Annotated in this window: 20 protein-coding genes and 1 pseudogene; 11 read left to right on the top strand and 10 right to left on the bottom strand. The window is 32.8% G+C overall.

The window, feature by feature from the left end:
• Positions 1-81: 81 nt before the first annotated feature.
• The 3 genes from AT726_RS03835 to AT726_RS03825 all read left to right on the top strand — a co-directional run bounded on the left by AT726_RS03835 (position 82) and on the right by AT726_RS03825 (position 3,074).
• Positions 82-1,293 (top strand): SH3 domain-containing protein, encoded by a 1,212-nt coding sequence (locus AT726_RS03835; protein ID WP_068759090.1) that lies wholly within the window; start codon positions 82-84, stop codon positions 1,291-1,293.
• A 65-nt stretch (positions 1,294-1,358) separates the two neighbouring features.
• Positions 1,359-1,661 carry a hypothetical protein gene (locus AT726_RS03830; protein ID WP_068759089.1) on the top strand — a complete coding sequence of 101 codons (303 nt, stop codon included), beginning with the start codon at positions 1,359-1,361 and terminating at the stop codon, positions 1,659-1,661.
• 684 nt (positions 1,662-2,345) lie between these two features.
• Positions 2,346-3,074, top strand: coding sequence for an HAD family hydrolase (locus AT726_RS03825; protein ID WP_068759088.1), 729 nt, complete (start codon positions 2,346-2,348; stop codon positions 3,072-3,074).
• A 630-nt stretch (positions 3,075-3,704) separates the two neighbouring features.
• On the opposite strand, the gene AT726_RS03820 is transcribed toward AT726_RS03825, so the two are convergent.
• The 4 genes from AT726_RS03820 to AT726_RS03805 all read right to left on the bottom strand — a co-directional run bounded on the left by AT726_RS03820 (position 3,705) and on the right by AT726_RS03805 (position 8,932).
• The gene (locus AT726_RS03820) at positions 3,705-5,738 is read right to left on the bottom strand and encodes a beta-galactosidase (RefSeq protein ID WP_068759087.1); all 2,034 of its coding nucleotides are present in this window, start codon (positions 5,736-5,738) and stop codon (positions 3,705-3,707) included.
• A gap of 89 nt (positions 5,739-5,827) precedes the next feature.
• Positions 5,828-6,634 carry a carbohydrate ABC transporter permease gene (locus AT726_RS03815; protein ID WP_068759086.1) on the bottom strand — a complete coding sequence of 269 codons (807 nt, stop codon included), beginning with the start codon at positions 6,632-6,634 and terminating at the stop codon, positions 5,828-5,830.
• Positions 6,627-7,550 (bottom strand): carbohydrate ABC transporter permease, encoded by a 924-nt coding sequence (locus AT726_RS03810; RefSeq protein ID WP_068759085.1) that lies wholly within the window; start codon positions 7,548-7,550, stop codon positions 6,627-6,629. The genes AT726_RS03815 and AT726_RS03810 overlap by 8 nt, the downstream gene beginning before the upstream one ends.
• A gap of 83 nt (positions 7,551-7,633) precedes the next feature.
• Positions 7,634-8,932, bottom strand: a complete 1,299-nt coding sequence (locus AT726_RS03805; protein ID WP_068759084.1) for an ABC transporter substrate-binding protein — start codon at positions 8,930-8,932, stop codon at positions 7,634-7,636.
• Positions 8,933-9,126: 194 nt separating this feature from the next.
• On the opposite strand from AT726_RS03805, the gene AT726_RS03800 reads away from it, so the two are divergent.
• Positions 9,127-10,656, top strand: coding sequence for a response regulator transcription factor (locus tag AT726_RS03800; protein WP_055244946.1), 1,530 nt, complete (start codon positions 9,127-9,129; stop codon positions 10,654-10,656).
• Positions 10,657-12,417 carry a sensor histidine kinase gene (locus AT726_RS03795; protein ID WP_068759083.1) on the top strand — a complete coding sequence of 587 codons (1,761 nt, stop codon included), beginning with the start codon at positions 10,657-10,659 and terminating at the stop codon, positions 12,415-12,417.
• 298 nt (positions 12,418-12,715) lie between these two features.
• Here the strand turns inward: AT726_RS03795 and AT726_RS03790 are convergent, their stop codons facing one another.
• Complete coding sequence (locus AT726_RS03790; protein WP_068759082.1) at positions 12,716-13,897, bottom strand: IS110 family transposase; 1,182 nt, start codon at positions 13,895-13,897, stop codon at positions 12,716-12,718.
• Between the two features lie 123 nt (positions 13,898-14,020).
• Between AT726_RS03790 and AT726_RS03780 the strand changes: the two genes are divergently transcribed.
• The 4 genes and pseudogenes from AT726_RS03780 to AT726_RS13545 all read left to right on the top strand — a co-directional run bounded on the left by AT726_RS03780 (position 14,021) and on the right by AT726_RS13545 (position 17,387).
• A protein-coding gene (locus tag AT726_RS03780; RefSeq protein ID WP_144436946.1) for an IS3 family transposase occupies positions 14,021-15,153 on the top strand; the annotation gives its coding sequence in 2 pieces (ribosomal slippage) (positions 14,021-14,282 and positions 14,282-15,153; 1,134 coding nt in all).
• Between the two features lie 803 nt (positions 15,154-15,956).
• Positions 15,957-16,430 (top strand): annotated as a pseudogene (locus AT726_RS13550) (transposase); the annotation flags it as partial.
• Between the two features lie 45 nt (positions 16,431-16,475).
• Positions 16,476-16,985 (top strand): reverse transcriptase domain-containing protein, encoded by a 510-nt coding sequence (locus AT726_RS12970; protein ID WP_068759080.1) that lies wholly within the window; start codon positions 16,476-16,478, stop codon positions 16,983-16,985.
• 9 nt (positions 16,986-16,994) lie between these two features.
• Entirely contained in the window at positions 16,995-17,387 is a 393-nt protein-coding gene (locus AT726_RS13545; RefSeq protein WP_055243553.1) for a group II intron maturase-specific domain-containing protein, read from the top strand.
• A gap of 68 nt (positions 17,388-17,455) precedes the next feature.
• Here AT726_RS13545 and AT726_RS03760 read toward each other — a convergent pair whose 3' ends face one another.
• Positions 17,456-17,983 (bottom strand): hypothetical protein, encoded by a 528-nt coding sequence (locus tag AT726_RS03760; RefSeq protein ID WP_055243554.1) that lies wholly within the window; start codon positions 17,981-17,983, stop codon positions 17,456-17,458.
• A gap of 586 nt (positions 17,984-18,569) precedes the next feature.
• On the opposite strand from AT726_RS03760, the gene AT726_RS03755 reads away from it, so the two are divergent.
• Complete coding sequence (locus AT726_RS03755; RefSeq protein WP_068759079.1) at positions 18,570-20,123, top strand: nitrite/sulfite reductase; 1,554 nt, start codon at positions 18,570-18,572, stop codon at positions 20,121-20,123.
• 137 nt (positions 20,124-20,260) lie between these two features.
• Here the strand turns inward: AT726_RS03755 and AT726_RS03750 are convergent, their stop codons facing one another.
• Together AT726_RS03750 and AT726_RS03745 are read right to left on the bottom strand one after the other, a co-directional pair.
• Positions 20,261-20,773: a hypothetical protein gene (locus tag AT726_RS03750; protein ID WP_055243556.1), complete on the bottom strand. Its 513-nt coding sequence runs from the start codon at positions 20,771-20,773 to the stop codon at positions 20,261-20,263.
• A gap of 47 nt (positions 20,774-20,820) precedes the next feature.
• Entirely contained in the window at positions 20,821-21,345 is a 525-nt protein-coding gene (locus AT726_RS03745; RefSeq protein ID WP_068759078.1) for a flavodoxin domain-containing protein, read from the bottom strand.
• A 167-nt stretch (positions 21,346-21,512) separates the two neighbouring features.
• On the opposite strand from AT726_RS03745, the gene AT726_RS03740 reads away from it, so the two are divergent.
• Entirely contained in the window at positions 21,513-22,163 is a 651-nt protein-coding gene (locus AT726_RS03740; RefSeq protein WP_070100340.1) for a YoaK family protein, read from the top strand.
• A gap of 50 nt (positions 22,164-22,213) precedes the next feature.
• Here AT726_RS03740 and AT726_RS03735 read toward each other — a convergent pair whose 3' ends face one another.
• Positions 22,214-22,723 (bottom strand): hypothetical protein, encoded by a 510-nt coding sequence (locus tag AT726_RS03735; protein WP_055275098.1) that lies wholly within the window; start codon positions 22,721-22,723, stop codon positions 22,214-22,216.
• Between the two features lie 53 nt (positions 22,724-22,776).
• Complete coding sequence (locus AT726_RS03730; RefSeq protein ID WP_237297200.1) at positions 22,777-23,424, bottom strand: putative ABC transporter permease; 648 nt, start codon at positions 23,422-23,424, stop codon at positions 22,777-22,779.
• Positions 23,425-23,573: the final 149 nt, after the last annotated feature.

Raw genomic sequence — 23,573 nt, 5'->3', positions numbered from 1 at the left:
CATTATCCAAGTAATTGATTTAGTTCAAGAACTTCTAAATAACAATACAATATAAGACTCTTCAGAGGGAGGTTAATAAAAATGAGTTATATTTTTAAAGAAAACTTAGTTTCAAGTAGTAAGTATTCAATCAAGTGTCCTTATCCCATGAAACCTAGATATGTTGTCTGTCATAATACTGCAAATGATGCATCAGCAACTAATGAAATCAGCTATATGATTGGTAATAATAATCAAGTTTCCTATCATATTGCTGTAGACGATGTGAATGCGATTCAAGGGATACCATTCGAGCGAAATGCCTGGCATGCAGGTGATGGTAGTAGTGGACCTGGTAATCGTTATGGAATTGCCGTTGAAATTTGTTATTCAAAATCAGGGGGGGCTAAATATACCGCTGCAGAAGAAAATGCAGTTTATGTAATGGCACGACTACTATATCAATATGATTTAGGAATTGATGCTTTAAAACAACATGCTGATTTTTCAGCTAAAAATTGTCCACACCGAATCCGGGATGAAGGTCGTTGGAATAGTGTCAAAACAAGAGTAGAAACTGTTTTGCAAGCGATTAAAGAGGGAAGATGTGACCCTAAATTATCTAGTGGAACAACGGTTATCTTACCTCCGTATTCACCTGATGATGAGTCTCCAAGTTTACCAGGATTAAAATTTACAGTAAAAGTGATTTGTAATGAATTAAATATTCGTAAAGAAGCCTCATTCACAAGTCAAGTTGTAGGAACTGTTAAAAAAGGTGAAGTTTATACCATTGTAGAAGTATCCAATGGATTAGGACGCTTAAAATCTGGAGCGGGTTGGATTTCAATGGGAACAGACTATGTTGAAAAAGTTAAAACTGACTCCTCAACAGAATCATCTGATAGTTTTTCAAGTTTTACTGTAAAAGTGATTTGTAATGAATTAAATATTCGTAAAGAAGCCTCATTCACAAGTCAAGTTGTAGGAACTGTTAAAAAAGGTGATGTTTATACCATTGTAGAAGTATCCAATGGATTAGGACGCTTGAAATCTGGAGCGGGTTGGATTTCAATGGGGACAGATTATGTTGAAAAAGTTACAACTACTTCATCTTCCAGTTCATCTGGCTATCAAGTTAAAATTGTGAATTGTTCGGTATTAAATGTTCGATCGGGTGCAGGTACTAGTTACCCTGTCGTTACTACTGTTAAAGCTAACGAAGTTTATACAATTGTTGATGAAAGTAATGGCTTCGGAAAGCTAAAAAGTGGGGCTGGTTGGATCAGTTTATCCTATACAAAAAAAATATAAGGTCAGGAAAGGATTTAACAATCAATCCTTATGAATAACTAATATTTTCGGGGGGAGGTTAACTAATGATGGAACTGCTAGCAGTTGTCGTAGTCGCAATTCTGATAGAATCAGCCGTTGAAACATTCAATACATTATTCAAAAATAATGGGAAATTAAGCTATAAAAAAATCGGAGCAATTATATTAAGTATAGCAGTTTGTATTTGTGCTAAATTAGATTTATTTAGTATATTAGGAATAACCATGGTTGTTCCATATGTTGGGGAGATAGTTACTGGGCTAGTTGTGAGTCGTGGTAGTGGCGTCGTCAATTCCCTAATTGAAAAACTTATGCAATTAAGATCTTCAAAATCTACACAAGTATAGCGAAGAAAATAATTAATTTGAAATAAGATGAACAATATAAAGGACCATAGAAAAAGCTAAATTCGCCTTCTTTTATGATCCTTTTATTCTTCTTTAGTTAATTCATGAACTGGAACGGGATTTCCTATTACACTAGTATCATTGATTGCGATATCTAATTTTTCATAACATTTGATTATTTGCTCGCCCATTTGTTTCGCATTTTTTTCAATCGAGGTATCTAAGTTTAGAAAGAGTGCCTCTCCAGCTTTATCCTGAATATAAACTAGTGTTTTTGCGCCATTTACTTAATCGTTATCAACAACGATGATTTTAGCGCCTTTTAATGGTCCTCTCATAGCAGTCACTCGTCCAATTTCCCGTAATAATCATTAATTTATCTTTAAATCGATTTTTATAATAAGTTCTCATATAAATCCCCTTTCGATTTATCGTTCTTGATTAAAGGTATGATATTGTATGAAACGTAATAGAATTTATTATCGCTGTAAATGATAAAAAATAGAATTTTATAAATTGATAAAGTAAAACGCATACACAACTTAATAGTCAGAATAAATTTAATGTGGTTTTATTCTTGATTTTTTTAAATTAGTTTGCTATTATAGTCGGAACACCATTTGTTAACACTAAATCTTAGTGTCAGTATGTTGTTCAAAATTTAATTTCAGCAGGAGGGGTAACGTGTCTAAGATTGCAGCCTTTTTTGATATTGATGGTACGATTTATCGTGAAGGACTTATTACGGAAGTATTCAAGAAAATTATTAAATATGAATTAATCGAAGAAGATGTTTGGCATAACGAAGTGAAACCTGTTTATTTAAAATGGGATCGTCGTGAAGGTGACTATGATGAGTATCTATTGAAGATGGTTGATGCTTATAAACAAGCTATTCTTGGTGTAAGTAAAGAACACATTGATCATGTTGCACAAAAAGTAATCAACCAAAAAGGAGATCGTATCTACACGTTTTCACGTGAACGTATGAAATGGCACAAAGAACAAGGTCATATTGTCATTGCGATTTCAGGCTCACCCCTTGAATTAGTTAGCAAAATGGCAAATAAATATAAAATGGATGACTTCAGAGGAACCATTTATGAAACAGATGAGCAAGGATGTTACAATGGAAATGTCATTCCGATGTGGGATGCTGTTAGTAAACAAAAAGCCATTAAGGAGCTTCAAGCCAAATACGATATTGATTTAAGTAAAAGTTATGCTTATGGTGATACAACTGGCGATTTAACAATGTTTCATGCAGTTGGAACACCATTTGCCATTAATCCAACAAAAGAGTTGATTACAAAGTTAATGGAAGATGAACAATTAAAAGAAAAAATCAATGTCATTGTTGAACGTAAAGATGTTAAATATAAATTGGATATGAATCATATTGAATTACTATAGAAATGAGCTAAAGGGGGATGTCTCAAAATATATGTAAATAGCTAAAATTTGTTATAGAGAGACTCTCTTTGAATTAAAAATAAGTATTAGAATAAATCAAGGACTCTTTAGTCTACGAAAACATCTTAAATGGGCGGGGAAATTGTATTTCCTCATAAATAGCGAGCAAGCTCGCTAATCATCCCATATTTTCAGTTTTCTTGACCTTAGAGTCCCTTTTTAATACTTATTAAAAGAAATCATGAAATTTTATTAGTTCTATAAGTGAGCATTCACTGATTACTTTAATAGTTTCCCCTAATAAATGACACACTGTTTTGATACTTTTTATATTCATCCTGTATCAAAATGATTTTCCATAAAGTGAAAGTTTCATTTTTGATGATTAATAAACGATGCACTTTTTCTATTAAAATAAACTGATATAAAAACTTTCATTATTTGAATTAGCCAATTCGTTTTAAAATAGTTGTGCTATTTTGTATAAAGACAGATGCCAATAATCAATGAGAACTAGGTAGTAGAACTAACTGAATTTCATTACTCATTAGGATTAGTATTTAAAAAGGGCTTAAAAGTTTTCATCGACTAATAAGCCCTTTAATTATTTTGAGATTATCTCTTTTTATATTAGTTATGAACAATTAAAACTTCAAATGGATTTAAGGTAAAATCATGGTGGATATCTTTATCTCCATCTATTAAATGATAAGTTGTTGGAAGTGCTGGAATTGTAACTGCTTCACGGTTAAAGTTTTGGATGAATAAGTAGCCTTCACGATCAGTCACAATGACTCCTGTCGGGAATGAAATATCAATTGGACGCTGGATACCAACTTCTTCTAGTACTTGGGCATAGAAATCATCGTAGAATTTATCTTCAAATTTCGTAGCGATATAGTAAGCTTGTCCTTGTCCAAACGAATTAACAGTTAGAGCCGGTTGATTAGCATAGAAGTCTGCGTTATAAGTCATTAATGTTTTTGCTGTACTTGGGATGATGAGATCACATAATTCAGAACATGTATAAGACTCTGATTGAGTTAACCATGAAGAAGTTGTAGCAGAGGCACTATTTGTTTCGCCATCAAATAACCCATCGATTTCTCCGCTGCGAAGGCCTACGACATCCATTAATCCATGTGGTGTACCTTCTAAGTAGCAAAGATCTGTTTCATTTACGATTCCTGACCAATAGGTTGTGATTAATGTTCCACCGGCTTCAACGAATGCCTTTATTTTTTGTTCAAATCCGTTGCGAAGTAGATACATCATTGGAGCAACTAATACTTTGTATTTTGAAATATCGCAGCTCATATCAACAAAATCAGTTGGGATCCCCATTTTCCAAAATGCTTTGTAATGCTGTTGAACGGTTTCCTTATAATGCATGCCAATGTTACGGGGACCTTGCATATCATCAATGGCCCAGCGGTTATCCCAATCAAATAGGATAGCGACTTGTGCTTGATTGCATGTTTTTGTTAATGGGGTTAATCCTTCTAGACGTTGACCGAGCTCTGATACTTCACGGAAAACGCGTGTATCGGATTTTCCATAATGATCAATAACAGCACCGTGGAATTTTTCAGAAGCTCCACGACTTTTACGCCATTGGAAGTATTGAACTGAATTTGATCCATGAGCGACAGCCTGCATTGAAGAAAGCATATGCATCCCTGGTTTTTTGAGTTTAGCAACGTTTTGCCAGTTTGTCATACTTGGTGTGCTTTCCATTAATAAGAAGGGTTCATTTTTAATAGAACGCATGATATCATGCATCATCGCTGTATCACAACCGATTTCTAAATCAGTAGTTCCGGCTTTATGCCAAACTGGGTAAGAATCCCAAGAAACAATATCGATTAAATCTTTCGTGTCAAAGTAGTTGATCCCATAGAAGTAATACATCATGTTAATTGTGACTGGTAATTGTGGATTATATGATTTAACACTATCTTTTTCCCATTTCACGAAATCAAGTGTTTGATGGCTAACAAATCGATACCAATCTAAGTTTAATCCATGTAACATCATTTCTCCATGCGGAGCGGGACTTTCGATTTGATCCCAAGACGTATAACGGTGACTCCAAAAAGTTGTCCACCAGGCATCATTGAGAGCATCAAGTGTTTGATATTTTTCTTTTAACCAATTGCGGAAAGCTTCCTGACAAAGTGGACAGTGGCATTCTCCTCCATATTCATTTGAAAGATGCCATAAGATCACTCCTGGGTGATGAGCAAAACGTTTAGCTAATTCACCATTAATTTGTGCTACCTTTTCTCGATAAGCAGGTGATGTATAACAGTGGTTATGACGAAGACCAAATAAGTTACGGACACGATTTTTCTCAACACGTAACACTTCAGGATATTTTTTGGCTAACCAATGTGGACGAGCTCCACTTGGTGTTGAAAGAATCGTATAAATCCCATTATCATAAAGATTATTGATAACAGATTCTAACCATTCAAATTGATAGACACCTTCTTCTGGTTCAAGCATTGACCAAGAGAACATCCCCATACTGACCACATTACAGTGTGCTTCTTTCATTAACTCAATATCTTTAGCTAAAATATCTGGGCGATCTAACCATTGTTCAGGATTATAATCGGCACCATGTAAAAGATTTGCAACTCTTAATTTGTTAAATTCCATTTTTAAATCCCCCTCAAGTTAAAAATACACTTTCATCTTAACAGATGAAAGCGATTAATTAAAGTCTTTATTTAGTAAATTTTTCAATATTATTTTACTGATCCAACCATGCCTTCTACGAAGTGTTTTTGCATTAAAAAGAAAATTAATACAGTTGGAATAGTCGTAATAACAATAGCAACCATAATCATTCCATAGTCTGGACTATAGGCAGAAGCAAGAGAAGAAATGATAAGTGGCATTGTTTTGTTATTTTCGCTCTGTAGTACGATTAATGGCCATAAATAACTATTCCAATAACTCATAAAGGTGATAATGGCTGCAGCAGCATAAGTTGATTTCATACTCGGCATAAAAATATAGAAAAAGGCTTGGAATTCATTTAATCCATCAACACGAGCAGATTGTAAAAGATCTTTTGGAAATGATTTTGTATTTTGTAAGAAGAAAAAAATCATAAAGGCTGTTGCTAAAGATGGAAGGATAACAGCTGTAGCAGTATTCATAAGCTTTAAATTACTAAACATTTTGAACAATGGAACCATAATTGCAGCAAATGGCATCATCATAGAAAGCATAAGTAAACTCATTAAACGAGATTTTATTTTAGATTTATAGATTTCAAATCCATAACCTGCCATAGAACATAAAAGTAAAGTAAAGAGCGTCCCAAGAATAGCAATTTTAGTAGATGTCCATAAAATACTTCCTAAATTAACAGAATTAATAAAATTTGAAATGTTTGCTAGAAGTTCACTACCAAAAGTTAATTTTCCTTTAATAATATCAGTTGAAGTATTAGTCATTCCGACAATCATCCAAAAGAATGGAAAAATAGAAAGAAATGATGCAATACATAAAAAGACATGGGTAAAGATTGTTCTAAATTTAGTCATTTTTATCACCTGCCACTTTAAATTGAATGATAGCTAATATGGCTACCATGAAAACAATTGCATAGGAAACAGTTGCTGCATAACCGAAGTTAGGCGTATAGACGAAAGAGAGGTTATAAATATATTGTGAGATAGTCATTGTTGCATTCCCAGGACCTCCACTTGTAATATTCATAGCTTCATCGAATAACTGTAATGTTCCATTTGTAGACATTATTGTTGTTAATAAAATAATCGGTTTTAATAGTGGAATTGTAATTTTTGTGAATTGTTGAAATTTAGTTGCCCCATCAATTTCAGCTGCTTCATAGACACTAGAGTCAATATTTTGCATACCAGCAAGGTAAAAAATCATATTATATCCTGTCCAACGCCATGTGATAGCAATAATAATCACGATTTTTGCCCAGAATGGATCAAGCAACCATGAAATCGGTTCTTGAATAATATGAAGTGCCATTAAAAAGTTATTTACAACACCGTCTAAAGCAAAGATACTTTTAAATAAAATAGAGTAGGCAACTAAAGAAGTAACACAAGGAAGGAAAATAGCAGTTCGATAAAAGCCTCGCATTTTTAATTTTGGAGAGTTTAAGAGATTAGCAATGACAAGGCCAAGAATCAACATAATTGGAATTTGGATAATTAAGTAAAGAAACGTATTACTCACTGCCTGAAGAAACATAGGATCAGAGAAAAGTCGGATGTAGTTATTAATTCCGCAGAACTCACTTACCATTCCTTTTCCAGATTGGAAAGAGAGAATAAAGGACTGAATCATTGGATAAAAAGAAAACGTGAAGATTAATAGTGTTGGGATAAGGATAAACCACCAACCCATTAAATTTTTTCTTAGTTTAAGATGTTTAGTGCGTTTCTTTTCGATATTTAAAGGCTTAGATTTGATATTTTGCATACACATCACCTTTCTAATTAATTAAAATATAGGCGGTTATAAGCAACATTTTTTGCTATGAACCGCCATAAGGTTATTTGGAACTATTGAACTTGTTGTGTATATAATGATTGAGCATTTTCTAAGGATTTTTCAATGTCACCATTATTAATGATATTTGGTAATTCATTTTTTAAAGCATCTTTAGCTTCTTGTGTATAAGTTCCAAATGAGATACTAGGTACTTCTGTTAACCAATCAGCAAATAATTTATAAACTTGTTGTCCACCAAAGAACTCAACTTCTTGAGCAAAAATTTCACTTTCAAAAGCAGGTAAATAAGATCCAATACCACCACATTCATCAAGGAATTTTTCATAAAGTTCTGTACTGCTACCAAGTGTGGAAGCTAGAAAATCAATAGCTAATTCTTTATTTTCAGCCACATCTAATACAAACCAACTAGATCCACCTTCATTTGATGCATTGACACCATTTGAAATATTTAGACGTGGCGTTGGAGCCACAGCCCATTTTCCGCTTTGATCAGTTCCATCCATAATAGTTGCAATTTGCCAAACCCCAGAAATAACAGCTGCAACATCACCATTGTTAAAGCTACTTACAAATTCACTCCATCCCGTAACAGGTTTCGTTACTCCAGATGTAGCTAAAGCATTATAAATGCGCATTGTTTCTGTCATGACTTCATTATTAGTAAAGTTTCCTTTATTATCAGATGAAATGTACCAAGATCCAGCTGATTGAAGCATAATAGATATAATTGTTTCACCATTTGGAGTAATAGTTGATAAATATTTTCCTGTCTTTTCATAGACAACTTTTCCAATTTCAATAAATTCGTCCCAAGTAATATTTTCTAAATCTTCAGCAGTAAATCCTGCTTCTTCTAGATAGTCAGTACGATAAAATAAACCAGTTACTCCGACATCAAAAGGAATTCCATAGATTTTACTATCAACAGTTACTCCCTGTACTTTATAAGGAACAAAATTTGAATAATCAACCGCATTTGTTAAATCTGCAAATGTATCAGGATAAGATTCAACGTATTTTTGAGCATTAACATCATTAACAAGAATAATATCTGGTAATGAGTCAGTTACTCCTGAAGCAAGATTAGTTGTTAGTTTTTGCTCTAAATCTGTTTTAGATAAATCAATAATTTCAAGTTCAAAATCTGGGTTATTCGCTTGATAAATTTCTTCAGCAAGTTTTAATGCCTTACCATTAAAAGCCTGATCCCAGCACCAAACAACTACTTTATTTTCATTGGATTCTGAAGCTTCCCCTGAGCTATCATTGCTGCACCCAACAGTTGTTGATAACAATGCGATAGAAAAAGCTGCTGTTAAAGATGTAAATAATTTCTTTTTAATCATTAAGTAATCCCCCTATGTATTTAAGATTCATATCTGTATCTTAGCAAAATCGTAATTCCTATTATAGTAAAAAATTGGTTATTAACTGTATTTTCTTTGGAAGCGATTTCTGATAAGATGATTAATGTAGTAAAAATTTTAGGTTTTAATAAATATTAGCGGTTTCATCTTGTGTGATGAGGAGATGTTTTAAAGTGAATGAATTATATAGATTGTTAATTGTAGATGATGAGATTATTTTGCGCAATGGGGTGAAATATCTATGTAATTGGGAAGAGTATGGTTTTGTTGTAGTAGGAGAGGCAAGCAATGGAAAAGAAGCTTTAGAGCTTATTCCAGTACTAGATCCTCACATTGTTATTATTGATATTGTGATGCCAATAATGAATGGCATTGATTTTACTAAAGCTGTGAATGAAAAGTATCCAAATATTAAAGTTTTAATTTTAAGTAGTTTTAGTGAGTTTGATTATGTAAGGGAAGCTTTTAAATATGGTGCTGTGGATTATTTATTGAAACCGAAGCTTAGAAGTGAAGATTTATTAAATTCGTTAAATAATATTGTGAAAAAATTTAGTTCACCTCAAACTAGATTAAATGAATCTCAAAAAAATAAAATATTATTAGAACAGGTTTTATTTACATCGTTAGATGATCAAGAGAAAGTTTTTAATGAGCTACAAGAGGGGATGAAGCAATCAAACTTTCGATTAATGAAAGCTTCATTACAATACTTGAGGTATGTAGGTGAGGAGGAATTAAAAAAAATAACAGAAGAAGTTTTTTCTGTTTTGAAAACATACTCTATTATTGATTTAATTAAAAATAACGAATATATTGTCCTTATTAATTATCCTTTAGATAAAGAAGATGAATTATTTTCCTATCTAAGTCAAATTCAAGATACTCATAATGAGTTATTTAAAGAGATTAAATTTATTGTTAGTGAGTCATTTTCTGATATCAGAACAATTAAGGATTATTATGATAGTGTGAATAATCTGATGGGATATCTCTTTTATTACAGCCATGAAGCATTTGTAAAAGCAAATGGTATTTATAGTGAATCCGTAGAAGAATTTGATGCAGCACTTCTTTTGACCTATTTAAATAGCTTTGAGATTGAAAAGGTTAAAATATATTTGTTTGATTATTTGAATAAGGTTCGTTTTAAAAGATCATATGATGAATATAGTTTTAAACGATTTATTCAAAGTAATATTTATAATATGATTAATACAATGAGAAAGTTAGGGTTTGACGTTGGAATACTTAATCAAAATAAAATGAAGTTATTTAAGTCGATTGATAAGAGTATAGATTATAATGAAATTAAAAGTCTCATTCAATCATTTTTAGATCAGATTGAAAATTTAGTTGATGTCCAGTCAGAAAAGAAAAATTCAATTATTTTAGATAAAATCATTGATTATGTTCACAAACACTATAATGAGGATTTAAGTTTAATGGAGATTTCAGAAGAATTACATTTAAATTATTATTACTTATCTTCATATTTTAAAAATCAAACGAATGAAAATTTAACATCGTATATTAATAACGTTAGAATACAAAAAGCTAAGCAACTCTTAACTGATAGTGATCTTAATATTGCAGAAGTAAGTAAACAGGTGGGATTTACAGATCACAACTATTTCTCTAAAGTATTTAAAAAATATACAAAGATGACTCCGACATCATATCGGCGAAAACAAGGTAAATAAATGAAAAGATATAATACTATCTTTATACGTATTCTTAGTATCACATTACCAAGTTTTTTGGTTCTATCGTTAATTATTAGTATTAGTTGTATTAAGATTTCAGAAAATGTTTTATTAAAAGAAGTTGTTGAAATAGCTAATCGTAATCTAATACAAGTCAAAAATAGTCTGTTAGAGTATAATACTGAAATTGCAGTTGCGATAAGTAAAATCTCTAATAGTAAAGAATTTAAAGCTTATATTACTGCTGATAATCCATCAAGTAGTGAACAATTAAATCTAGTTCTAGAGATTGGACGATATATGGATACTTATCGAGAATATCTAACACCTCAGGATTCCTATTTTATGATTGCTGGTGCTGAAGGGAATGAGAGTCGCTACTATTCCAGTAATACTTCAAAGTGGGGAAGTGCACCGACTGATTTTATTGATCGATTTCTCATGGTGGATGGACATTTAATAACTGGAACTAATTACCACATAGATAAGGAGCTTTTTAAAGGTGCTTCTCCTTTTGAAAATAATATTTTTGTGACAAAATCCTTGATAGATGCTCAAAAAAACTTTTATGGATATGTAGTATTAGTGTTAGATGAAAAGTACATTGCATCAATTTATGAAGATTATATAACATCTGGAATGACAATTTCTGTGATTAGTAATACAGGTGATATCTTATCTAGTAGCGATAAAGAGCGATTATTTACAGCTAATGAAGAGCTCATCAATTTAATTAAGGACCATTCAGAAGAACTTTCAGATACAGATACAGTTAAAGTCATTAAAAATGATAAAGAAACGATTTTAGCTTTATATCTACCATTTTATGATGCCTACCTAGTGGAAGAAATTAATCCACTTATCGTTTTTTCTTCGTTACATTCAATTGCAGATAAAATTATTTTTATTATTTTAGTTACGTTACTAATAGTAGGTTTTGTTGTTTTTATTGCAACAAGAAATATTACAAAGCCTCTAAGATATTTATCTGAGAGAATGCTTTTTACTGTTACTCATGATTTTAGAGGACAAATGATAGAGCCACAAGGAAGTAATGAGCTTATCTTAATTACACAAGCATACAATACGATGCTTAATGATATTAAGGAGCATGTCAAAAACTTAGTCTCAGAACAAAAAGAAAGAAGAAAAGCGGAACTTAACGCTTTACAAATGCAGATTAATCCTCATTTTCTATATAATACGTTGACTTCAATTAAGTATTTAGCAAAACAACAACGTTTAGATGAGGTGGATGAAACAATACATTCTTTAATATCTATTTTACAAAATGTCATTGGAAAAACAGATAGTATGACAACAGTACGAGATGAAATTGAAAATTTAGGATACTTTATTTATATTAATCAAATTCGATATGGCAATGGTATTAAAGTTGATTATCAAATAGCACGAGATTGTTATGATTTAATGATGCCTAAGTTAATTATTCAACCATTTATTGAGAATGCCTTTTTCCATGGATTTGTTGGAACTGATGTGGGTAATATTACTGTTTTTATAAATAGTGATGAGGAGCTATTAATGATAGAGGTTATTGATAATGGTGTTGGTATGGCTAATTCAGAAACAACCATTAATGAAAAGAAATATCATTTTAGTGGAATTGGTATTAATAATGTTCATGAACGAATTCAATTACTTTATGGTGAGGAATATGGAATAGAAGTTTATAGTGAAGTCGGTGAAGGAACAAGTATCATTATTAAGCTTCCTAAAATTGAACCAATGACTTAATTGGATGATTGATTTTAAAAATAAAATCTTCAAATAATATTAAACAACCATTACTTTAAGTTAGATTTAATCTAATTTTAGGTAATGGTTTTTGTTTTATACTTTTCTTGAGTTGTTATATCTACTACTATGAAAATAAATCCAAACTCCCTCCGCGAGGTCAGCTTTGAAAAGACCTCCCTTGTAGGCCTCGAATCTTGTCATAAAATACCGTCAAAAGAAAGGCGACCTTCGACAATATTTGTTTGTCTTTAGCTGTTTTAAATTCCTTATTTTTTACGATAATAAATTATCCGACTCACTTTACCGTTGAATGTTCATCCACTCTATATCCTAAAGCAGCTAACTTTTTCAGGTATGAGTTAATTTTTTTCTCGGTATTAAATTGGTTATAGTAGTCGGATCCTAAGTCAATAAATTCCTGGCCATCTTTCAACATATGATAGATGGCTATTAAAATAGAATGAGCGACCGCTAAAGTGGCTCTATTTTTCCCTCTTTTGACAGCGATTCGTTGATATTGGGCATGAAAAAAGCTATTTTTATTTTTAGAGGCTGATTTCGCCACTTGAGCGAGTGTCGATTTTAGTATCTTATTTCCTTTGCGGGTTCGCCCGCTTTTTCTTTTGCCCGCACTTTCATTATTCCCGGGTGCTACACCTGCCCATGAAGCTAAATGTCCTGCACTTGGAAATTGATTCATGTCTAATCCAATTTCAGCTAAAATAATTTCTGCACTCTTCTTTCCGATGCCAGGAATTTGTTCGAGTTTCTTGATGGCTTCCCAATACTCTGCCATATACGTATCAATGATGATATCCATCTCTTCAATTCTTTCGGATAATTCGTTAAGATGCGTGAGAACTTGTTTCATCATCGTTTTTTGAAAAGGAGTCATTATTCCTTCCATCGCCTCTGTCACCTCTTTAACAGAAGCTGATATTCGACTGATAATTAAGGTTTCAGCTGTTTTTTCATCCATCATTTCATCATTGTTTAGAACATAATCCAGTAGATTCATGGTTGTTTTACCTGTCATCGTTGAAAGAACTGAACTAATTTTAATATTTGCCCCCTCTAATAACTTTTGAAGTCTGTTAAGGGCACGAGCTCTTTCTTCGGTTATTGCCTTGCGATATCGTGTCGCTTCTCTTAATTCGCGTTGTTCACGACTTGGAATGAAACTTGATTTAAGTAAACCGTGACGGAGTAAATCAGCTAACCACGCACTATCCAATACATCTGTCTTTCGGCCAGGAACAGCTTTAAAGTCTTTGGCATTAACAACCATATACTTTAATCCGCGCATTTCAAAAATATTGACAAGAGGTTTCCAATAAACAGAAGTCGACTCCATCGCAACCATTTCACATTTGTTTCCTTCAAGCCAATCAACCATCGCTTTGATATCTTTTGTTTTGGCACTAAACTCCTTGATTTCTTGCTTGTGGCCTTTACACAAACAAGCAACCAACTTCATCTTGTGCACATCAATCCCACAACACGTTTGGTAAACAACATCCTGGATAGGTTACAATTAATTAGACAGTTTTTTTAAGGTCATGTAGAATTATAAATAATATCAATCTAAAGGAGCTTTAACATGACCCAAACTAAAACTCGTAGACCTCGCCGTACGTATACAGATGAATTTAAAAACCAATTAGTCCAGCTTTATTTAAATGGGAAACGTAAATGTGATATTGTTCGTGAATACGATATCTCATCGTCTTTACTCGATAAATGGATTAAACAGTCAACTTCTACAGGTTCTTTTAAGGAGAAAGATAACCGCTCAGAAGAAGAACAAGAGTTAATCCAACTTCGTAAAAAGGTTAAACAATTGGAAATGGAAAATGATATTTTAAAGCAAGCCGCGCTGATCTTAGGACGAAGATAAATGTGATTAAAAACAATACACACAAATATTCAGTTTCAGCGATGTGCAAAGTCCTTAATGTGCCTCGTAGCACTTATTATTACGAGTCTAAACCGAAGAAAGATGAAACTCAACTGGTTACTGATATCATTGAGATTTTTCGTCGAAGCCGAAATAATTACGGGACTCGAAAAATTAAGCAAGAGTTAAAAAAGATGGGACAACAAGTTTCACGTCGTCGTATTAGTCGTATCATGAAACAAGAAGGCCTTGTATCGAATTATACCGTTGCTCAATTTAAGCCGCATACAGCTAAATGTAACGAAGATAACACTGAAAATATCGTGGATCGTAACTTTGATGAACAACCACATTTAAACGTTGTTGTCAGTGATTTAACGTACGTTCGTGTAAAAAATCGCTGGCACTATCTTTGTGTGCTTGTAGACCTGTTTAATCGTGAAATTATCGGTTATAGCTCTGGGCCTAATAAGGATGCAGAATTAGTTAAGAAGGCGTTCAGTACAGTCCAAACTAACCTAAGTCAAATCAAGATTTTCCACACGGATCGAGGTAACGAATTTAAGAATAAAATCATTGATGAGATTTTAGAGGTATTTGAAATTGAACGCTCTTTAAGTATGAAGGGATGTCCCTATGACAACGCTGTTGCAGAAGCGACCTATAAAGTAATCAAAACAGAATTTGTAAACCATCAGATATTTGAAACCCAAGAACAACTAGGTTATGAATTTGCCGACTACGTTAACTGGTATAACAATCATAGGATCCACTCTTCACTAGGTTATTTGTCCCCAGTTGAGTATCGTAAAAACACCCTTAAAAAAGTTGTTTAGTTTAGTGTTGACAATCCATCCATCGTTTAAATTCTCCTTTGAATATAATTGACGTACAATATCAACTTCATGATTATTATTCTACTATGCGTCCTCAGGGACAAAATGTGGTTCAAAGAGAAGTTGTCAGGACAGTCTATATATCGGTCTATTCGATCCAAGAAACATCGTCCTTGATTGTACAACATATTGTGGATGAAGCTAAACCATATCATTCAACGCACACTTTATTTTCGTTTATTGTGGTGCCCTCCAGGCATGATGGTCTATATATAAACAGATAAGTATTCTACATCTAAGGTAGCAAACAAAAAATACTGATATCCTTTATTTATAAAGACCCCTATAGTCCAGGGGTCACCTGCCATTTACGAAGTAAATGTATCCTCCGCTGGTAGGGAATGGGTCACCTAGCATGCGAAGCATGTTTACTCCACTGCTAGGGTATGGTCACCTAGCGATTTCTGAAAGAAATCTACTCCTCCGCTACTAGAGCTTAAAAATTTTCTATGAAGAAAATTTATCTGGACTTATATATATAAGTCCAGATAAGTTTTTCATATCGGAAAACTTTTAGCTGGACTATAGGATGCCTTAATATTAAAGTGGCTTACCAACTAAGACTGGTGTAGCATTATAAAATACATTTCTGTTTATATATAGATAGCTTGATGTTGAGAAGTTAGGAGGTTGTAAAATAAAGTGTGTAAACTCTTAGAATAGTTACCATTCCCTAGCGGTTGAGGATTATAATCGCCAGATGATCCATAATAAGTTAACTATTTCAAAGGAGTTGATCGTTTATGACAAGAAAAGCTGCAATGAACCAATTATTTAATCTCATTCAAGATGAATATGAAATTAAATCTGCTGGTGATATGGAAGCCGCTTTATTAGACATGTTTGGAGGCTTTATTGAACAAGCATTAGAAGCTGAATGAGATCAACATTTAGGATATAGCCGATATGATTTTCGTCATAAATCAAATTCAAATACACGAAATGGGCGTAAACCCAAAACCATTCAAACACGTCTTGGTGAAACAATGATTCAGGCTCCCAGAGATCGTGAAGGATCATTTGAACCCCAAATTGTCCCTAAGGGTCAAACGAATGTCATTGGAATTGAAGATAAGATTTTATCACTTTATGCTAAAGGATTATCCACACGTGATATTTCTAAAACGTTAAAAGATATTTATGGATTTGAAACGTCACATGAAACAATCTCTGCTGTCACTGATAAGGTAATTCCACTTATTCAGGAGTGGCAACGGGTCACCTGCCATTTACGAAGTAAATGTATCTACCATTGGTAGGGAATGATTAAAAGTCTAGAACTCATGAATGATGGTTATACATGGATGGTCGACATCGATTTAGAAAAGGTCTTTGATACGGTCAACCATGACAAGTTAATGAGGTTGATATCAGATACGATTAAGGATGGAGATGTCATTTCACTCATCCGAAAATTCTTAGTCAGTGGAGTCATGATGGATGATGAATATAAAGAATCGGTGATTGGAACCCCACAAGGAGGCGATCTATCCCCATTACTGAGCAATATCATGTTAAATGAACTTGACCAAGAGCTGGAAGCAAGAGGATTAAATTTTGTCCGATACGCAGATGATTGTTTAATTCTAGTGAAAAGTGAGAAGGCAGCGAACCGGGGGATGAAAAACATGACGAAATACCTTGAAGAAACCCTAGGTCTTAAAGTCAATGTGATGAAAAGTAAGGTTGAGCGACCAAGTCGAATTAAATTTCTAGGATTCGGATTTTTCTGGGACAAAAGTGCCGATCAATTCAAAGCTAAGCCCCATTAGATATCCATTATGAGACTGAAAGAGAAATTAAAAAGACTCACACTACGAAGCTGGAGTGTGAGTTTTGACTACCGACTGATGAAAATAAAACAGTTAATCATCGGATGGGTGAATTATTTTCGAATAGCCCAAATGAAGACGGTATGTGGAAATCTAGATAAAACCATTCGATTTCGACTAAGAATGTGCATTTGGAAACAATGGAAAAAGATAAAGACTAAATACAAAAGCTTGATGAAGTTAGGTGTCGAAAAAGATAAGGCGTGGAAATGGACAAACACCCGAAAAGGATATACGAGAGTCGCTCGTTCATTTATTTTATGCCGAATCATCACAAATGAAAGACTAAAAAGAAGAGGTCTAGTCTCACTACTAGACCTCTATCAAACTGTTCATATTTAGAGATAAAATAGAACCGCCGTATACGGAACCGTACGTACGGTGGTGTGAGAGGACGATTATTAAATTAATTAATTATCTCCTACTGGATTCTTATACTGAGCACGTAATTTAATGAGAACATATAGTAAATAAATATATTGTGCTAATCCAATGAACAAGGAAATGAGGCCAATGATTGGAATGAAGTAGGTCAGACAAGTAGTGACGAAACAAATCATAGCTAATAGAAGGTAAGTATCAACATATTGTCTTGTTTGAGTAGATGGGTGCCAAATATATTCAGCTTTTAAAAGTGAATAATACATATAGATACTAGCTAGAGAAGCAACGAGTGTTAAGAAGACTCCAGTTCTAGAATAACTTAGAAATTCAGAGTTAAATAGAAACGGATTAATTAAAGCATAGATTCCTAAAGCGATTCCTAAATATTTCGCTTGAATAAATTCTTGAATCGGGCGTTGCTTCTCACCAATTATAACCCCTAAGACAATCAGTAAATATCCTACTGAGTCATGAATTAAATCAAATCCATTTATTGTAAAGTGAATAAATGTAAAGAAAAAACCTATGATAATATATGAATAAGCTCTTTTCAAAAATATCCCCCCATTTATTGTTTATTATAACATATAAATTAGTAAAGATTATATGTACTGTTGACAGATATATAAGTCCAGATAAATTTTCTTCATAGAAAATTTTTAAGCCCTAGTAGCGGAGGAGTAGATTTCTTTTAGAAATCTCTAGGTGACCCCTTCCCTACCAGCGGAGGATACATTTACTTCGTAAATGGCAGGTGACCCCTGGACGATAGGGTGTCTTTATAAATAAAGGATATCAGTAGTTTTGTTTGCCACCTTAGATGTAGAATACTTATCTGTTTATATATAGATTAATAGTTACGTATAAGTTTAATGGATTAAAAATTCCAAGAATATTTTTTTCTGAATTAATGGATGAATAAATTTTAATTCTTTAATCATTCACTTGATGTATCATTTATTCATCTCACATTCAGAACTAATCAGGAATTAAGTAACAAATCTTAGTTAGTTTTAATTAATATAAAATGAATGCTTGAATCAGATTTTAAATAAATTTAATCATGAATATTTTGGATGTATTTGATATACTTTAGATGATATAGGGCAGAAGAAGTAAAGAATAGAAAGGAGTAATGATATGCAAGAATTAAAAAAGGTCTTATATTCAGAAATTGAAGGTTTTCGCGAAGTGGGGCACCAGTTTTTAAATGGTGAAATTAATATGATGAAATTTAAACATGTTTCTGGTGGATTTGGAGTGTATGCACATCGTGATAAAAAAGAATTAATGATTCGTTTACGTATTCCATCAGGTGTCCTAAAATTAGAGAATATGAAGCTTGTTCGTGATTTAGCGAAAAAATATGGTCTTGAACGGATTCATTTAACAACACGTCAGGCTATTCAATTACATGGATTATCAATCGATGAGGTGTGTGATTTAATGAAAGAGGCTTTAGATCATGATTTGTATACACGTGGAGCAGGTGGAAATTTTCCACGAAATGTTGCAATTTCACCTTTATCAGGAGTTGATCCTAATGAAGCATTTGATGTGACACCTTATGCTTTAGCAACAGGGGATTATTTCTTAAAAGATATTTATAAGTACAAGTTACCACGAAAATTAAAAGTTTCTTTTTCATGTAGTAATGCTGATGAAGCACATTGTACCGTACAGGATCTAGGATTCTTAGCAGTAACAAAAAACGGTGAAGACTATTTCCAAGTTTATTTAGGGGGAGGGCTTGGTCAAAATCCGCGTCTTGCCATTAAATATGAACCATTAATTAAACCAAATGAAGTATTATACTATGTGGAAGCAATGGTTCAACTGTTTATGGCAGAAGGAGATTATGAAAATCGTAATAAAGCACGTGTTCGTTATATTGTTGAACGATTAGGAGAAGAAGCCACGTTAGAAGCTTATCAAAAACATGTGGATGAGGTTAAAGCTAAAGGTGGTTTAGATTTAATCAACCTCCAAAAAACAATAATTAATAAGACAGCACAACCTCAACCGTTAGAAGATAAACGTATATTTGTTCAAAAGCAATCGGGGTTATACAGTGTTTATTTACATCCAGTTGGAGGTCAGCTGGAACTTAATGATTTTGTAAAATTAATTGAATTCGTTGAATCAGTAGAAGGGGTAGACGTTCGCTTAGCGATGGAAGAAGGAATATATTTTAGAAACTTAAGTGCTGAAGAAGCTAAACAGTTATTACAGATAACGGATTCAATGAGTGGAAAAACAGAGCTTGAACAAAGTGTTTCTTGTATTGGGGCTCCGACCTGTCAAATTGGTTTATGTAATAGTCAAGGAACGTTACGTCAAATTTTACAACACTTTAAATTTAAGAATTATAATCAGGATGTATTACCGCGAGTTTATCTTTCTGGATGTCAAAATTCATGTGGAGTGCATCAAATTGGTGCCCTTGGATTTACGGGTAAAAAGAAAAAAGTTGATGGAGCTGTAGCGGAGTGCTTCACATTTAGTGTGGGTGGAAAATTTGGTGCTGACAAGACTCAACTAGGTCATAGTTATGGTGAGATGGTTTCAACGAAAATTCCTGAATTCTTATATGAGTTAGCTCAATCAGTAGAGAAATCTAATCTTGATTTTGAACGTTATATTGTTGAAGAAGAAGCAGTATTTAATGCGCTCGTTGAGAAGTATATAGTTTAAATGAGAAAACGCTAAGTATTAAGCATAACGTTTTGATTTTTTGCTAATGGTATGGTTGAAGAATTATTAGATTTATAAAAATATTGACTTATCAATGAAAACTGAAAAAGCTCAGGAATGGATTTTCCTGAGCTTTTTCAGTCTTCATATTGTGCACGTAGCCGGAGGAAGACATAAATTAAATAAATACTTTGTGCGATTCCAATAAGGATGGCTATAAAAGCAAAGATTGGGATGAGATACGTTAGGCAATTAGCTGCAAAACTAGTAATGGCTAAAACCAAATAAGTGTCAACATATTGTCTTGTTTGTTTTGATGGATGCCAGATATATTCAGCTTTTAATAATGAATAGTACATATAAATACTAGCTAAAGAAGCAATGAGTGTTAAGCATACTAATGCACTAGAATTGTTTAGAGATTGATTACTAAATAGAAAAGGTTGGATCAGTGCATAAATTCCTAGCGCAATCCCTAAATACTTGGCTTGGATAAATTCTTGAATGGGACGCTGTCTCTCTCCTTCTATAACCCCAAGTACAATGAGTAAGTAACCGATTGAATCATGAAGTAAGTCAATTTCATTGATTGTAATACTTAAAAAGATAAAGAAAAAACCAACAATAATATACGTATAGGCTCTTCTCATTTAATCCCCTCCATTGGTTTCTATTATTATAACACAGATAATGGAAATTACAGTAATGCATTTTTTTGAACATAATGAATCAATGGTAGGATAAATTGACGATTTGTTTCATCAACTAGGTGATTGAAACTATTTAAAATTCGTTGTTCTTCATCCGTGAGTGATTGATGTTTTTTAATTTGAGCTTTCAATCCTCGCATTAAAAACTTATCTAGCAACGTTAGATGTTGATAATCAAGTTTTCCTGGAAAATAAAAAACTTCATCATCTTCAATGTTATTTTGTTTTTTTATGATTTGGATATATTCCTCACTCGGGTCTTTTAATCCAACAGCAAAAATAAGAAAAAATTTTGGTGGGTATAGCATCATAGTGTTTAACATTTGATTATATTGATGAAGTTTACCTATATAAAGTGGTGCTCCGAAAATAACTGTATCATAGTAGATTAGTTCATAAGATTTAACCTCAGAAATTTCTTTCAAATCAGCTTTTAATTCCTTTGCAATCCAGTTAGCATAGAGTTCTGTTGTTCCATGTTTTGAACTATAAATCACGATTGTTGATGACATACTGCTCCCCCTTAAATCTGTCCTATTATAATGTATTCATTCCCTGTGAAAAATAGAAAAAATTGATGATTTTTAAATTCTTAAAGTAAATTAATTGCAATATTATGAACGCTTTTTGGGTAAAAAATTAGGTAATCATCATAGGTTAAATAGGAGGGGGGATTTTTTTGTTACAAAGTGTGACTAAGGTAAAGATTCATGAGACGAGAAGGGTAGGAATATTACTAGCTTTTGTTGGTGGATTTTTAGATGTGAATACTTATTTACTCCGTGGAGGAGTTTTTGCCAATGCCCAAACAGGAAATATGGTTTTATTGATGTTACAGATTTCAGAAGGTCAATGGATGAAGGCTTTATATTACATTATTCCGATTATCGCTTTCTTTAGTGGTGTTGTAGTGACTGAGCTTGTTAAATTACATGAACGTTGGCATGAATATGTATTAATCATTGAGATTGTTTTATTATTTTTGATTGGCTTTTATCCTGTTACTTTTCCAGCCATGATTGTTAATGTGACGATTTCATTTATTTGTGCCCTGCAAATCAGTAGTTTTAGAAAACTAAGAGGGGCTGTTTATGCAACAACTGTTTGTACAGGCAATTTACGTTCAGCAGCCGAACAGTTTACTTTGTTTTATATTCGGCACGATGAAGAAGCAAAGAAAAAGTGTTTAAATTATTTCATTATTATTTTTTCATTTTGTCTAGGGGCCTTAATTGGAGCTCTTCTAATTAAATGTTTAGAAATTTATGCGATTTGGATTTGTTGTTTTATCTTGATTGTCGTCGTTGTTCTTTTGTTAAGGAAGAATTAAAAGCTCGTAAGAAATAACTGGTCTTACGAGCTTTTTAATTTGTATTTTTATTAATAACGATATGCGTTGATAAGCTTATAAAAAACATACACAATAAAAAAATAGAAACACAAATCAAGAATTGCAAATAAGGAAAAGGCAAGCGTGCTGAAATAAGAAATAAAATATAGGCCGAGAAGTCCAATACTCAATAAAAGCTCAGCTTGTTGATAAGTTTGGACTTCAAGCGATTCAGAAGCCTCTCCTTCTGATTTAATGATAAGATAAAAAATTGCTAATTGCGTTATGAGAATTAATGTCATGAATCCAATAGATAATAGTGTATTTGACATAATGGCACGTGCGACTCCCACTTTTAATAGTTCGAAAATTAAAAGTCCAATGGTTAACTGGCTGGCAATCAATAATGATGGAGATTCACGTTGTTGAAGAATTAAAAGCATCCCTAAAATCATTAGCCCATATCCTGCTATATGAATAATAAGATCGAGAGCTATAATTCCCAGTGAAAAAAACATTAAGATTGTGCCAATTAGTAAGTAAAGATACGCTTTTTTCATTATTAACACCCCCTAAAATCGTGTTACTTCATAATGGACATTTTTGTGAAATTTTACTCACTCGTGATGATCATATTTGGATAAATTTTTAGTAAACGTTCATCAGGGTAATGATAATCAAGGAAGGTGTCGAGTTGAGTCGTTGCTGGAACATCATGACGACGTTCGGCCTGCCGTTCAAGGGCAAGGGCTGATATAGCACTGTCAAAAATAATAAATATAAGAAGAAATATAGCGAGTAGATGACCAATTTTCTTTGGAATTTTTCTAATTTCTATGAGGAGATAAGGATACATCCATTTCATCCAAGCGAGAGATAATAGTCCCCAAAAGCAAGAATAGAGTAAATTGACTCGCCCATTAAGATTAAATAGAAAATGACTATAATCCCAGGATACAGTTCCGAACCATAGCTCTTGAAAATAGCTACAAATATATTCAAATACGGTGCCAATTATAAACCCAAAGAAAAAAATAGTCTTATCTTTTTTATGCTGTAAAGGATTTAAGCCAATCGTCATAAGTAAAGCCCCAAACCCATAGATGAGATTAAAGGGTCCATAAATGAGTCCGCTACGACTTTCATAATAACCACGAGTTAAGACACACCATATACTTTCGATTACAACACCTAAAAAACATCCGATGAAAAAAATCCAAAAAAGCTCATAAAATAACTGGCCGAGATGTTTTTTACTCATCATGTTGCTCCTCCTCCAAACTCATAATAGTCTATCTCTTATTAATCTATACAAAAGCTGGGAAACAGTACCTATTAAGAAGGGAAATAATAATAGATAATTTAGAAACACTAAAGAAGAGATATCGGTCGATATCTACTAAAGATAAG

The sequence above is a fragment of the Turicibacter sp. H121 genome, assembly GCF_001543345.1.
Lineage (GTDB): Bacteria > Bacillota_I > Bacilli_A > MOL361 > Turicibacteraceae > Turicibacter > Turicibacter bilis.
This window is presented reverse-complemented; position numbering and strand designations above follow the sequence as displayed.